Source organism: Vibrio tarriae, from assembly GCF_002216685.1.
Classification (GTDB): Bacteria; Pseudomonadota; Gammaproteobacteria; order Enterobacterales; family Vibrionaceae; genus Vibrio; species Vibrio tarriae.
Window position 1 is genome coordinate 1,008,180 of record NZ_CP022353.1, and the last position, 13,844, is coordinate 1,022,023.

13 protein-coding genes are annotated in these 13,844 nt (G+C 48.5%); 8 read left to right on the plus strand and 5 right to left on the minus strand.

What is annotated here, in order from left to right; genetic code table 11:
* Nucleotides 1-41: 41 nt before the first annotated feature.
* The 3 genes from CEQ48_RS10325 to CEQ48_RS10340 all read left to right on the plus strand — a co-directional run bounded on the left by CEQ48_RS10325 (nucleotide 42) and on the right by CEQ48_RS10340 (nucleotide 3,999).
* Entirely contained in the window at nucleotides 42-1,721 is a 1,680-nt protein-coding gene (locus CEQ48_RS10325; RefSeq protein WP_181710940.1) for a mechanosensitive ion channel family protein, read from the plus strand.
* A gap of 164 nt (nucleotides 1,722-1,885) precedes the next feature.
* On the plus strand, nucleotides 1,886-2,515 hold the full coding sequence (breR, locus tag CEQ48_RS10335; RefSeq protein ID WP_089071177.1) for a bile response transcriptional repressor BreR: 630 nt from the start codon (nucleotides 1,886-1,888) through the stop codon (nucleotides 2,513-2,515).
* A gap of 32 nt (nucleotides 2,516-2,547) precedes the next feature.
* A complete protein-coding gene (locus CEQ48_RS10340) occupies nucleotides 2,548-3,999 on the plus strand; it encodes an NAD-dependent succinate-semialdehyde dehydrogenase (RefSeq protein WP_181714708.1) in 1,452 nt (483 codons plus the stop codon).
* On the opposite strand, the gene CEQ48_RS10345 is transcribed toward CEQ48_RS10340, so the two are convergent.
* Together CEQ48_RS10345 and CEQ48_RS10350 are read right to left on the minus strand one after the other, a co-directional pair.
* Nucleotides 3,980-4,261, minus strand: coding sequence for a YnjH family protein (locus tag CEQ48_RS10345; RefSeq protein ID WP_001259523.1), 282 nt, complete (start codon nucleotides 4,259-4,261; stop codon nucleotides 3,980-3,982). The genes CEQ48_RS10340 and CEQ48_RS10345 overlap by 20 nt on opposite strands.
* A gap of 44 nt (nucleotides 4,262-4,305) precedes the next feature.
* Nucleotides 4,306-5,217 carry a 1-aminocyclopropane-1-carboxylate deaminase/D-cysteine desulfhydrase gene (locus CEQ48_RS10350; protein WP_089071179.1) on the minus strand — a complete coding sequence of 304 codons (912 nt, stop codon included), beginning with the start codon at nucleotides 5,215-5,217 and terminating at the stop codon, nucleotides 4,306-4,308.
* Between the two features lie 94 nt (nucleotides 5,218-5,311).
* Between CEQ48_RS10350 and CEQ48_RS20100 the strand changes: the two genes are divergently transcribed.
* The 4 genes from CEQ48_RS20100 to fabV all read left to right on the plus strand — a co-directional run bounded on the left by CEQ48_RS20100 (nucleotide 5,312) and on the right by fabV (nucleotide 10,243).
* On the plus strand, nucleotides 5,312-5,482 hold the full coding sequence (locus tag CEQ48_RS20100; RefSeq protein ID WP_000145594.1) for a hypothetical protein: 171 nt from the start codon (nucleotides 5,312-5,314) through the stop codon (nucleotides 5,480-5,482).
* 266 nt (nucleotides 5,483-5,748) lie between these two features.
* Nucleotides 5,749-6,375, plus strand: a complete 627-nt coding sequence (psrA, locus tag CEQ48_RS10355) for a TetR family transcriptional repressor PsrA (RefSeq protein WP_001208101.1) — start codon at nucleotides 5,749-5,751, stop codon at nucleotides 6,373-6,375.
* 55 nt (nucleotides 6,376-6,430) lie between these two features.
* Nucleotides 6,431-8,713: an acyl-CoA dehydrogenase gene (locus CEQ48_RS10360; protein ID WP_000096995.1), complete on the plus strand. Its 2,283-nt coding sequence runs from the start codon at nucleotides 6,431-6,433 to the stop codon at nucleotides 8,711-8,713.
* A 324-nt stretch (nucleotides 8,714-9,037) separates the two neighbouring features.
* Complete coding sequence (gene fabV / locus CEQ48_RS10365; RefSeq protein WP_001961701.1) at nucleotides 9,038-10,243, plus strand: enoyl-ACP reductase FabV; 1,206 nt, start codon at nucleotides 9,038-9,040, stop codon at nucleotides 10,241-10,243.
* A gap of 303 nt (nucleotides 10,244-10,546) precedes the next feature.
* Here the strand turns inward: fabV and infA are convergent, their stop codons facing one another.
* The 3 genes from infA to aat all read right to left on the minus strand — a co-directional run bounded on the left by infA (nucleotide 10,547) and on the right by aat (nucleotide 12,285).
* On the minus strand, nucleotides 10,547-10,765 hold the full coding sequence (gene infA / locus CEQ48_RS10375) for a translation initiation factor IF-1 (protein ID WP_001040192.1): 219 nt from the start codon (nucleotides 10,763-10,765) through the stop codon (nucleotides 10,547-10,549).
* An 83-nt stretch (nucleotides 10,766-10,848) separates the two neighbouring features.
* Entirely contained in the window at nucleotides 10,849-11,550 is a 702-nt protein-coding gene (locus CEQ48_RS10380; protein WP_000093315.1) for an arginyltransferase, read from the minus strand.
* A 3-nt stretch (nucleotides 11,551-11,553) separates the two neighbouring features.
* On the minus strand, nucleotides 11,554-12,285 hold the full coding sequence (aat, locus tag CEQ48_RS10385; protein WP_089071181.1) for a leucyl/phenylalanyl-tRNA--protein transferase: 732 nt from the start codon (nucleotides 12,283-12,285) through the stop codon (nucleotides 11,554-11,556).
* Between the two features lie 266 nt (nucleotides 12,286-12,551).
* On the opposite strand from aat, the gene aroA reads away from it, so the two are divergent.
* Nucleotides 12,552-13,832: a 3-phosphoshikimate 1-carboxyvinyltransferase gene (gene aroA, locus CEQ48_RS10395; RefSeq protein ID WP_089071182.1), complete on the plus strand. Its 1,281-nt coding sequence runs from the start codon at nucleotides 12,552-12,554 to the stop codon at nucleotides 13,830-13,832.
* The last annotated feature ends 12 nt before the right edge of the window (nucleotides 13,833-13,844 follow it).

A 13,844-nucleotide genomic window follows, 5' to 3' on the forward strand; every position in this document is an offset into this window, starting at 1 on the left:
GTAAAAACGCAATCACACCGCGTTTGGATTGGATAATTCTGTTGCTGATGATGGCAACCAGCGCTTTCGCGAGTGACACGTCGCAAGAGAATACCCAAACAGAGACTACCACTGAGATCACGACTATTGCAGAGTCGTCCTCTGAGCTTGAAAATGAGATTGATCAAACCAAGCAATATATCAGTGAGTTGTCGGTGACGCTGAAGCAAGCAACAGGCGATGTTCGTGATGCTTTGCAACTGCAGCTGTTTCAAAAAAATGCAGAGTTAAGAAAGAGCCTTTCCAAAGCGGTGGAAGAAAAAACGATTGCCAAAGAGAAGCTAGTCGAGCTGGTGAATATTCAACAACGGTATACCGAAGAGGCGAATCGCTACATTTCTGAACGGTTGAGTTCGTTGGATGGCAATCTTGGCAAGGCATCTCATGAAGAGAAACTCTCCTACATCACTACCTATCGGGAGTTGCAACAATATCTGGATGTGACATACCACTCCAGTGCGGAAAATATTCGTTGGCTCAGTAGTTTGGATATTGATACCCGTGAAGTTGAGAAGACATTAAGAGAGCGAATCAATCAACGCTTACGTCTACTGTCGGCTTCATTAGAGTATCTAAAGCAACAAATCAGTGTGATCAATAACCAGATCAAATCAAGCCCAGAGTCTGAAAAGGCCAACTTACAATTGGCGCTCCTTTTTACTCAGCAGCGGCTGGATATTGTCACAAAAAGCCTACGTTCAGTGGTGGGGATTGCCGATCAATTTGAGATAGAAACCGCCGACTATAAGCGGCAGATTTTCCAAGTGACGGGCAGTATTACTCAGGATTTGTTGAACACTCAGGTGGTATTTTCAATTGTTCGTCACTGGTCAAATTCGCTGGTCAACTGGTTGGCAAGTAATGCGGTTCAACACCTATTCCAACTCTTTATCTTTTTATTGATTCTACTGGCGGCGAAGGGCGGAGCGAAAGTGACTCGCACTTTAGTACGTTCTGCTGTGAACTCGAAAAACATCCGTATCTCTCATTTGATGCAGGATTTCTTTGTTTCTATGTCCGGCAAAGTAGTGTGGGTTATCGGGATTTTGGTCGGCTTATCGCAGATTGGTCTCAATCTCGCGCCAGTATTAACCGGTTTTGGTATTGCAGGGGTGATCATTGGTTTCGCGTTGCAAGATACTTTGTCTAACTTCGCAGCAGGCATGATGTTACTGATTTACCGACCATTTGATGTGGGGGATTTTGTGCATGCGGGAGGTGTTGATGGCAAAGTGAGCCACATGAGTTTGGTCAATACCACGATTCGTACGTTCGATAACCAGATCATTATTGTGCCCAATAGCAAAATTTGGGGGGATGTGATCAAAAACGTTACCCATGAACGGATCCGACGAGTCGATATGGTGTTTGGCATTGGGTATAGCGATGATTTGCTTAAAGCAGAAGCAGTACTGACCGATATCGTAAAGTCGCATCCCGCAGTGCTAAAAACACCTGAGCCGAATATCAAAGTGCATACGCTTAACACCTCATCGATTGACTTTATCGTGCGTCCTTGGGTGAAAACCGACGATTACTGGGATGTGTATTGGGATGTCACTAAAGAAGTTAAGCTGCGCTTTGACCGGGAAGGTATTTCCATTCCTTTCCCACAACAAGATGTGCATTTGCATCTGGTGGATCAGAAAGCCTTTATTCCACCTACACCGCCGGCCTCTTAGCTGTCATCTAGATTGGTGTAACTTCTCATCTTTCGGAAATAAATCTGTCGCATTGAGTTAGCTTCGTTGTGTTAACCCATCCACATGAGAAAGTAAACTTCTAGGTGTACTTGTCTGAAGTTCAGATTTATAGTGAAAGCGGATGAGATTGAGGAAACAGTGGTATGAAGCTCAGTGAACAAAAACGGTTGGCGCTGATTGAAGCAGCAAAAGAAGAGTTTACCCAGTTTGGATTCCATGCAGCGAATATGGATCGCGTTTGTGAACGCGCAGGTACCTCAAAACGCACCTTGTATCGCCACTTTACCAGTAAAGAGTTGCTCTTTATTGAAGTGATCAATCTTCTGGTGGCACAGCCGCACAAGGTTGGTTTTGAGTATCAATCTACCCGTTCTCTTGCGGATCAGTTGCACGACTACTTTGCGGCAAAAATTGACCTACTGTATCGAACGATTGGCCTTGATGTGCTGCGGATGATTGTGGGGGAATTTGTGCGCGATCCAGCCTTAACGCAGCAATATCTCACGTTGATGGGGACTCAAGATACGGCGCTGACTGCGTGGCTGCAAGCTGCCATTAAGGATGGAAAACTGATTGAGAAAGATGTAGCTCCCATGGCGACAACCTTGATGAATCTCTTTCATGGTCAGTTTTTATGGCCGCAGTTGCTGGCCGCGGTGGAGCTGCCTGATGCCAAACAGCAGCAAATCATGATGGATGAAATCATTCGTGTGTTTGTGCTGAGCTACGGTGTATCCTCTCCAAGTCATTTGAGTATAGAACTAAAGCCTTAGAGGCTAACGGATCACTGATGAGGAGTCTTGCCATGTTACCGACCGATTTTCCATTTTTTCACCAAAGCGCCTTTATTAATGGGCAGTGGATTTTAGGTGAGCCACAGGCAAGGCAAACGGTAACCAATCCGTTTGATGGCTCCCTCATTGGCTCTGTTCCTTTATTGAGTGTGGCTCAGGTGCAAGACGCGATTGCAGGTGCGCAGGCGGCGCAAATCTTATGGCGCCAGCAACCCGCTGAAAATAAAGCCAAAATTTTGCGCCGTTGGTATGAGCTTATTGAACAGCATCATGCATCATTGGCGAAGTTATTAACCATTGAACAAGGTAAACCGCTGGCTGAAGCCCAAGGGGAAATTCACTACGCCGCGAGCTTTGTGGAATGGTACGCTGAAGAAGCCAAACGCGCTTATGGTGAGCTGATCCCATCCCATAAACCTGATGCGCGAATTATGGTTTCGCGCCAGCCTGTTGGCGTTGTTGCCGCGATTACGCCTTGGAATTTCCCCGCCGCCATGATTACCCGTAAATGTGCTCCTGCCTTTGCAGCCGGTTGCGCCGTGGTGTTAAAACCAGCGCCGGATACGCCGTTCACTGCTTTAGCTTTGGCCGATCTCGCGCAACAAGCGGGAATTCCAGATGGTTTATTGCAAGTGGTGACTGGCGATGCGATTGAAATCGGGCGTGTACTGACGGAAAGCAAAACGGTACGCAAACTCTCATTTACTGGCTCAACCGGGGTTGGCAAGCTTTTGATGGCACAATCAGCCAATAGCGTGAAAAAACTCTCGCTTGAGCTGGGAGGAAATGCGCCGTTTATTGTGTTCGAGGATGCGGATATTAATGCCGCGATTGATGGTGTGATGGTGGCGAAATTTCGTAATGCTGGACAAACTTGCGTGTGCGCTAACCGGATTTATGTGCATGACGCGGTATACGATCAATTTGCTGCCAAGTTGGTGGATCGGGTCAGCAGGCTCAACGTCGGTTATGGTTTGGATGCCGGTGTAAACATTGGCCCGCTGATCAATGATGCCGCGGTTGCTAAAGTCACATCACATATAGTGGATGCCCAAAGCAAAGGAGCGAAAGTGATGTTTGGTGAGCTGCCTGAAGCGGGCAGCCGTTTATTCCAGCCACACGTGTTAACCGAAGTGACCGATGAAATGCGCGTTGCTGACGAAGAAACCTTCGGCCCCTTGGCCGCTCTGTTTCGTTTTAGTTCTGAGCAAGAAGTGATCGAGCGAGCCAATGCGACCGATTCGGGTTTGGCCGCTTATTGTTATACCCAATCTTTGCGCCGGGCATGGCACATGAGTGAAGCACTCGAAGCGGGGATTGTCGGCATCAACGAAGGGTTGATTTCCACCACGTTAGCGCCTTTTGGTGGCATCAAAGAGTCGGGCCTTGGTAGAGAAGGGGCGAAACACGGCCTTGAAGAGTACCTTGAAGTCAAATATACCCTTATGGGTGGACTAGCTTAGGTTTCGGTGTTTGATTGCTCTGCCCATTCAGAGGTAACCATTTCAGCGGGCCATTGGTTTCAAAATCATTGGCGCGCTGACAAGAGAGATACACTTCACCGACTAAGATCACAGCACCTTCTGAATAAGCCTGATCTTGGTAATAGCAGACCCGTTTAGCAATATCATCGCCGATCACGATCGGCAGTTTTGCTGGCGTCGGTGCCGCATGCAACGCGACACTGTAACTTAATGTCACGACTACCCCAATCAAAGTACGCATTGAAAACTCCCCATCCTCTGGTTATACCCAAACTACCTGCAGCTTCAAGTAGCAAGGGTATATTCGCTAAACTGCCGCTGATAACGCGGCAACATACTTTCATTTCCCAGTAAACCGCCTTGGTGTAGATAAAGCAAGTTTCGGTCTGGGTTCTCGGTACGCCAAGCTGACAATAAACGCCACATCAGCGGGTCGTATAACAGATCAAATTCAATATGAGTTTGTGCCAGTAACGCTTGCCATATCTGATAATCTTCTTGATAAAGATGACCGAAATAGTGCTTAGTCGTAGAGGTCAGAACCGTCGGGTGAGAGGTTTCACCGAGCATTAAAAACTGCTCACGTAAGTAGGATTCGTCACCCACACAAGGGCAGGTAATGACTTCAACACCGTGTGGTTGCAAATATTTGTGTAAGTAGAGCGCCGTGGTTCCGGTGCCGGAAGGCAGGGCAACCACCCAATCTGGCTGGATTTGGTGGCGGATCCATTCGAGCATTTCTAACGCCAACTGTTTGATCCCCGGCTCAGCAAAGGGGCTGCGCGCACCTTCCTCAATCACCAAGCAATCGGTATTGGGCATGCGTTGTTGCTGAATAAATTCTCGTGGATGCTTAGCCCCTAGTGAGCGCGTTTCAATAATGGTCGCTCCCAATTCCAGCGCACCACGGTAGTTACCGATTGGATAACTTTTCAGCCACGCGGGAATATGGTCAACGTAAAACTCCAAGCGCCAACCGCGCAGTTTAGCGAGGGCTGCAAAAGAGTAGAGCGAGTTAGCTTGTGCCGAACCATAGCTGATTAAGGTGGTGATGCCGGGAAAATCCCCTTCAAGCAACGCCATCAATTTGCGGGCTTTGTTACCACTGAAATGTGGATGAAGCTTGTCATCCCGTTTGAGGTAAAAGGTTTGCCCTGCAAAACGGTGTTCAGTGATAGGTGATTGAGTGATCAGCATAAGAAAATCGAGCTCTGAATGGGGTCGCACATTATACGCAGTTAGATAGCCACGACTAGGGTTTGGATCAAACGCTCTCCGAGTGACCACCCTTATGACTGGCGGCCTAACCACTTATCGCCGTGCTCTAAGTCCTGAATTTTTGACTGAAAAATCGCCGATTAACCGACTTGAGCAAAATAAACCAGATAAAAAAACGCCCAAAACAATCTGGTTTTGGGCGTACACAAGTATAGGAGTTAATAAAAAGGAAAAAGCAGCGTAATTGGTGACAGCGGGTCGAGAACCAAATTTGACGGCCAGTAAAACTCTCAAAGCTCTGTCAATCACGTCTATTCAGACTGGGCGTTTGGCAAAGAGTTCCAAAAGTTCGCAAATTATTTTTAAATTTTTTGTGGAAGAATTTTCATCGTGCTGCAAGCACTTAGCTGCATCTGGTCAGACCATGGCGAGAAAATGTGATGTTAATCGCTTGTTAATTAAATGTGGCGAGAGTATATTTCAAACAGTTGTTTGATACGAGTGATTGAAATGGCATTACGCAGTAGTACTAAGGAAAAAATATTGGATGTAGCAGAAGGGCTGTTTGCGGAATACGGCTTCAATGATACCTCTTTGCGCACGATCACCAGTAAAGCGGGTGTGAATCTTGCGTCGGTCAACTACCATTTTGGTGACAAAAAAACCTTAGTTCGAGCGGTACTCAATCGTTATCTCGAAGCTTTCATGCCGGAGATGAAACAGTCGCTTGAGCGGCTTAACGAGCGGGACGATTACGATATGGCTGAAGTTTTTGAAGCGCTACGTGCTCCCTTGCGTTCGTTAAGCGAATTGCGCCCCAATGGCACCAGCCGTTTTATGCTGCTGATTGGCCGAGGTTATACCGATGTGCAGGGCCATCTCCGTTGGTTTATTACCAATCGCTACAATGATGTGCTAACCCTATTTACCGATTCCGTGCTTAAGGCAAACCCCAACTTGACTCGCGAAACCTTGTTTTGGCGGTTGCATTTCACCTTAGGTACTTGCGTCTTTACCATGGCGTCGAGTCAAGCGTTAGCAGAGATTGCAGAAAATGATTTTGGAAGCAAAGTTGATCCTAAGTCTGTGGTCGATCAACTGATTCCATACCTCGCGGCCGGTGTGGCGGCGAAATAACTAACCGATTCATAACAAAAATAACAGTGTAACCAGTGAACAAAAGGATCTGAATATGAGCTCTCTACGCAGAAAATGGATCAGCGACCCCGCTTTCAAAATGTTTAAGAAAGTGCTTCCTCCTCTGTCACAAACCGAGAAAGAAGCGATGGAAGCGGGCAGTGTATGGTGGGATGGTGAACTGTTCTCTGGTAAGCCTGATTTCACCAAGCTGCACCATTATCCGAAACCGACCTTGTCAGCGGAGGAGCAATCTTTCATCGACAACGAGTTGGAAACTCTGCTCGCTATGTTGGATGACTACAAGATAGTCAAACAAGATCGCGATCTCCCCAAAGAGGTGTGGGACTACCTACGTAAAGAGCGTTTCTTCTCGCTGATTATTTCCAAAGAGTATGGTGGCCGTGAGTTCTCGGCTTTGGCGAACTCGACCATAGTGTCACGCATTGCTACGCGCAGTATCAGCACCGCAGTGACGGTCATGGTACCGAACTCATTGGGCCCTGGTGAGCTCTTGTCACACTACGGCACCCAAGAGCAGAAAGATTACTGGCTGCCACGTTTGGCCGATGGCACCGATATTCCTTGCTTTGCATTGACAGGGCCGGAAGCGGGTTCGGATGCCGGCAGCATTCCTGACCAAGGCGTGGTCTGCTACGGCAAGCATGAAGGCAAAGACGTGCTGGGCATCCGTTTAAGCTGGAACAAGCGTTACATCACGCTGGCACCGGTGGCGACTGTGCTGGGTCTTGCTTTCAAACTGAGTGACCCAGAGCATCTGCTTGGCGATAAAGAAGAGATTGGTATTACTTGTGCGCTGATCCCTGCCTCCCATGAAGGCGTAGAGATTGGCGAACGCCATGACCCACTAGGTTTGGCCTTTATGAACGGCCCAACCCGTGGTCAAGATGTGTTTATCCCAATGGATTGGCTGATTGGTGGGGCGGATTACGCAGGTAAAGGCTGGCGCATGTTGGTGGAGTGTCTCTCGGCAGGACGTGGGATCTCCCTACCTGCATTGGGTACCGCGATTGGCCACCTCACCGCTCGCACCACAGGCGCATATGGCTATGTGCGTAAGCAGTTTGGGATGTCGATTGGTAAATTTGAAGGTGTGGCGGAAGCCATGGGACGTATCGGCGGTTTAACCTACTTGCTGGAAGCGACCCGTACTTTGACTACCACCTCTTTGGATCTCAAAGAGAAACCGGGGATTGTCACGGCGATTGCCAAATACCACATGACGGAAATCGCGCGCACCATTTTGAATGATGCGATGGATATCCATTCTGGTCGTGCTATCCAAGACGGACCAATGAACTATCTGGCGACGCACTATCTCGGCGTACCCGTGGCAATCACGGTTGAAGGGGCGAACATTTTGACGCGTAACCTGATGATCTTCGGTCAAGGTGCGACTCGTTGCCATCCTTATGTTCTCAAAGAGATGGAAGCGGCGGCCAACCCAGATCAACAAGAAGGGGCGAAAGCGTTTGATGAACTGCTGTTCAAGCACATTGCCCACGCGACCAAAAACAGCTTTGGTGCTCTGTTTGCTGCACTGACGGGTTCACGCTTTATTAAAGCGAATATGAGTGGCCCCACACAAGACTACTATAAGCAGATGACTCGCTTGAGCCGCGCTTTAGCGGTGAGTGCGGATGTGGCAATGCTCACCTTGGGTGGCGAGCTCAAACGTAAAGAGATGATTTCAGCACGCTTAGGCGATGCACTGAGCTATCTGTACATGGGCTCGGCGGTACTGAAAAAGTATGAAGATGAAGGCCGCCACCAAGCGGATTTAGACTACGTACACTATGCGATGCAGTACTGTTTGCATCACGCGGCGAAATCGCTTAACCAAGCGTATCGTAACTACCCTGTGACTGGAGTCGGAGCCATCTTGAAAGGGCTGCTGTTCCCGCTAGGCAACCACTTTGCACCACCGAGTGATGAGTTAGCGGTCAAACTCGCAGAAAGTCTGATGACCCCAGGAGCGCATCGTGATCGTTTAACCGCGCTGTGCTACATAGGTAAAGGTGAAGATGACAGCGTAGGCTTGATGGAAAAAGCGTTTTTGGCCATGTACAGCGTTAAAGGCTTAGAGCGTAAACTGCAACAAGGGGTGAAAGAGGGCAAAGTGGCGCGTAAAGGACTACTGGTTGATCGCCTAGCACAAGCAGAGCAAGCGGGTGTGCTGAGCGCAGATGAAGTGGCTTCGATTCTGGCGGCAGAAAAACTGCGTAGCCGTGCGATTCAGGTCGATCATTTCAGCCATGATTTCTCGCAAATCCATACCCATCAGACCACCAAACCTAAGTTAAACAGTGTGGCGTAACAAATAAAATAGAGTATCGAGGGCTTCTATCCCCTTCCTACTTGAAGCTGCAGCGGTGTTGGCTACGTTCGTTCACCCCAATCACATAGTTTGTCTATGCTCATGGGGACTCACTTACTTGCCGCCTAGCTGCAACTCCAAGTTGTTTGGGGAAAATCAGAAGCCCTCTTTATTTTTATTAATTGAGTTTTTTGTGAGCATAACGGGAAAAATACCCCAATGAGTGCTCCAACCACTGGCCATTTTCGGCGAAATTGAGAGAAATTAGATGCGGTTTGTGTCTGAACCTTTTATCCTAGCGACGATTTTTTAAGGAAGTTGAATATGATCATCAAACCTAAAATTCGTGGATTTATCTGTACAACAACGCACCCAGTGGGTTGTGAAGCGAACGTAAAAGAACAAATTGCCTACACAAAAGCACAAGGTCCGATCAAAAACGCACCTAAGCGCGTGTTGGTTGTCGGATCGTCTAGCGGCTATGGTCTGTCATCACGCATCGCTGCGGCGTTTGGCGGCGGTGCGGCGACGATCGGCGTATTTTTCGAAAAGCCGGGCACTGACAAAAAACCAGGTACCGCGGGTTTCTACAATGCAGCAGCGTTTGACAAGCTAGCGCACGAAGCGGGCTTGTACGCAAAAAGCCTGAACGGCGATGCGTTCTCGAACGAAGCGAAGCAAAAAGCGATTGAGCTGATTAAGCAAGACCTCGGCCAGATTGATTTGGTGGTTTACTCATTGGCTTCTCCAGTGCGTAAGATGCCAGAAACGGGTGAGCTAGTGCGCTCTGCACTGAAACCGATTGGCGAAACGTACACTTCTACGGCGGTAGATACCAATAAAGATGTGATCATCGAAGCCAGTGTTGAACCTGCGACCGAGCAAGAAATCGCTGACACTGTCACTGTGATGGGCGGCCAAGATTGGGAACTGTGGATCCAAGCGCTGGAAGAGGCGGGTGTGCTTGCTGAAGGTTGCAAAACCGTGGCGTACAGCTACATCGGTACTGAATTGACTTGGCCAATCTACTGGGATGGCGCTCTAGGCCGTGCCAAGATGGACCTAGATCGCGCAGCGACAGCGCTGAACGAAAAGCTGGCAGCGAAAGGCGGTACCGCGAACGTTGCAGTTTTGAAATCAGTGGTGACTCAAGCAAGCTCTGCGATTCCTGTGATGCCGCTCTACATCGCGATGGTGTTCAAGAAGATGCGTGAACAGGGCGTGCATGAAGGCTGTATGGAGCAGATCTACCGCATGTTCAGTCAACGTCTGTACAAAGAAGATGGTTCAGCGCCGGAAGTGGATGATCACAATCGTCTGCGTTTGGATGACTGGGAACTGCGTGATGACATTCAGCAGCACTGTCGTGATCTGTGGCCACAAATCACCACAGAGAACCTGCGTGAGCTGACCGATTACGACATGTACAAAGAAGAGTTCATCAAGCTGTTTGGCTTTGGCATTGAAGGCATTGATTACGATGCTGACGTCAATCCAGAAGTCGAATTTGATGTGATTGATATCGAGTAAGAGAATTAGCTCTTATCTTAAAAAGGCGCGTTATCGCGCCTTTTTTGTGTCCGTAGTACAGCATGAATACAGCAGATCGCTACAGTGATAAAGAGCAGCGGCGGTAAATTTGAGCTTGATTCTTTGTTATACCCAAATCACTTGAAGTGGCAGCCAACACCGCGACTGCTTTAAGTAGGAAGGGTATATGGATTCTTGGTTGAACGGCGTCGATATTTTGCGAACGCATTGAATGATAAGTGCTGTAGCAAAACAAAAAGCGGAGCATAAGCTCCGCTTTTTGTTGCGTTCGGAAATCAGAGATTAACGAGCACGGAAGACGATGCGACCTTTAGACAAATCGTAAGGAGTCATCTCTACAGTGACTTTGTCACCAGTCAGAATGCGGATGTAGTTTTTGCGCATTTTTCCAGAGATGTGAGCTGTCACTACGTGACCATTTTCAAGCTCTACACGGAACATTGTGTTAGGAAGAGTATCAAGGACAGTGCCTTGCATCTCAATTACGTCTTCTTTAGCCATTTAATCCTCTTTAGAAATTTGGCGATCTTTAACGGCGCAGGATTCTGCCATTAAACGTTCAATATGGGAAGTTGCGGCGTATTCTACCCTCGCCAACGTTGATTTACTAGCCTTTGATGTGGATTGAACCGGACTTTGTAGTTCATAGCTGGGCATTCATCGATTTGATATCCCAAATAAAGCCACTGCTTTTTGGTCTGTTGGCAGTAATTGAGCTGACAAAGTACCGCTAAGGTGCCTAAAGAGATCGAAATATCTGGGTCATAAAAGGTGTAAAACGCACTCGCACTGTTTGGGAGTAAATCGGTGACGGCAATCGCGACCAACTTTTCGCCCTGATAAAGATGTAAATATTGGGTATTAAGCCATTTTGCACGGGCAAATTTGGCAAATTCCATTTTATTGGGTGGGTACATGGAGCCGTGGCGATGACGAGCGAAAATATAACGCGCGTAAAGGGTGTACCAATCTTCATCCAGTTCTGGTTTCAACTGCCAATGAAACTCTTGGCTGAGCAGCTTGAGTAAACGTTTTTGGCTTTTGCTCGGCACAAAATCGGGCGCAGGAATACGCAAAGCTTGGCACGACTGGCAATGATCACAATGCGGTTTGTAGATGGTATCGCCGCTGCGCCGGAAACCATTTGCCATCAGCACTTCATAGGTTTCGGGTGTTTGCATCTGCGGATCAATCGCCACGGCGACGCGCTCCATCCGATCCGCTAAATAGCTACAAGGATGGTTATTGGTTAAGCCAATACGAATTTGCTGAATATCTGAGCTCATGCATCAATCCTCAAAGGCACATGGCGAAGTGGGGGTGGCGAGCCACTGAGTTTCAAAACAGCCACTGAGCACCTGCTTCTCCTTAAAAGATAGCAACGATTGGATAAATTGTTCACGGCTCAAGGTCGTTGCGCCTAAAGATTGCAAATGCGGATTCATCACTTGGCAATCAATCAACTGCCCTTGATGGCGAGAAAAATGGTCGCAAAAATACCAAAGCGCAATTTTCGAGGCATTGGTTGCGAGGCTAAACATGGATTCGCCACAAAACAGTTGGCCAACGGAAATGCCATAAAGCCCACCCACCAGTTGTTCGCCCTGCCACACCTCGACAGAATGGCAACGACCTTGTTTCGCCAACTCGCCATACGCATGGCGCATTGAGTCATTGAGCCAACGTTGATCCGCAGGGCGAGTGAGCGCGCACTGCTCAATCACTTGCGACGTCGCGTGATTCACGCTAATCCGGTACTGATGTTTACGTTGGAACTTCTTCACGCTTTTGGCGGGTTGAAACCGAGTAGGGTCAAACACGGCACGTGGGGAAGGGCTCCACCACAAAATCGGGTCTTCAGGGCCATACCAAGGGAAAATGCCTTGTTGATAAGCCGCCCAAATTCGCTCAGGACGGAGATCGCCGCCAAATGCAAGCAGGCCGTTAGGGTCGTCTAACGCAGTAAAAGGAGAGGGGAATGTCAACGTTTCCGGCGATAATTCAGTCAGATAAATAGCCATCGTATTGGTTTGCCTTAGAAGTCCCTGTGAGCCATTCCGAAAGTGAATGAGCCGCGATCTTAGTGATTTTGATGAAGTTTGCCAATCTTGATGCTTGGGAAATCCCAGGCTTGGTCGAGATTGCATAAACAGAAATAAAAATTCATTGTGAGCAAGATAAAGGCTAGCGCTAGCGCATGAATTTGGTTAGTCTGCGGATACGAAGAATTTTCGCCGCGACCCATTACCACAAGGACTTTCAGCGGCGCAAGGAAACACAACATCCAATGGAAAGCTTGACTCTACAACCGATTGAACTCATCTCTGGGGAAGTGAATCTTCCCGGTTCCAAAAGCGTTTCAAACCGTGCGCTCTTGCTGGCTGCGCTAGCCTCAGGCACGACTCGTCTTACTAACTTGCTCGATAGCGACGATATTCGCCATATGCTCAATGCTTTGACCAAGCTGGGCGTGAACTATCGCCTCTCGGCCGATAAAACCACCTGTGAAGTAGAAGGTTTGGGCCAAGCCTTTCACACGACTCAGCCATTAGAGCTGTTTTTAGGTAACGCAGGCACTGCAATGCGTCCGCTGGCGGCGGCGTTGTGTCTTGGACAAGGCGACTATGTACTGACTGGCGAACCGCGCATGAAAGAGCGCCCGATTGGCCACTTGGTGGATGCTCTTCGTCAAGCCGGCGCACAAATTGAGTATCTGGAGCAGGAAAACTTTCCGCCACTGCGTATTCAAGGGACGGGCTTACAAGCAGGAACGGTGACTATCGATGGTTCTATCTCTAGTCAGTTTTTGACCGCCTTTCTTATGTCGGCACCGTTGGCGCAGGGCAAAGTGACCATCAAGATCGTCGGCGAGCTGGTTTCTAAGCCTTACATCGACATTACACTGCACATCATGGAGCAGTTTGGTGTTCAGGTGATCAACCACGATTACCAAGAATTTGTGATCCCAGCGGGGCAATCTTATGTGTCTCCGGGGCAGTTCCTCGTCGAAGGTGATGCCTCTTCTGCTTCCTATTTCCTTGCTGCGGCTGCCATTAAAGGCGGTGAGGTAAAAGTGACCGGTATTGGTAAAAACAGCATCCAAGGGGATATTCAATTTGCGGATGCATTGGAAAAGATGGGCGCGCAAATTGAGTGGGGCGATGATTATGTGATTGCTCGCCGTGGTGAACTGAATGCGGTGGATCTCGATTTTAACCATATCCCAGATGCGGCGATGACGATTGCGACGACGGCACTTTTTGCCAAAGGTACCACGGCCATTCGTAACGTTTACAACTGGCGCGTAAAAGAGACGGATCGTTTGGCAGCAATGGCCACCGAATTGCGTAAAGTGGGCGCGACAGTCGAAGAGGGGGACGATTTCATTGTGATTACGCCTCCAACTAAGCCCATCCATGCGGCAATCGATACCTATGACGATCACCGTATGGCGATGTGTTTTTCTCTGGTTGCGTTGAGCGATACGCCAGTGACGATCAATGATCCGAAATGCACTTCAAAAACGTTCCCCGATTACTTTGATAAGTTTGCGCAATTAAGCCGCTAAAGTGTCATCTTC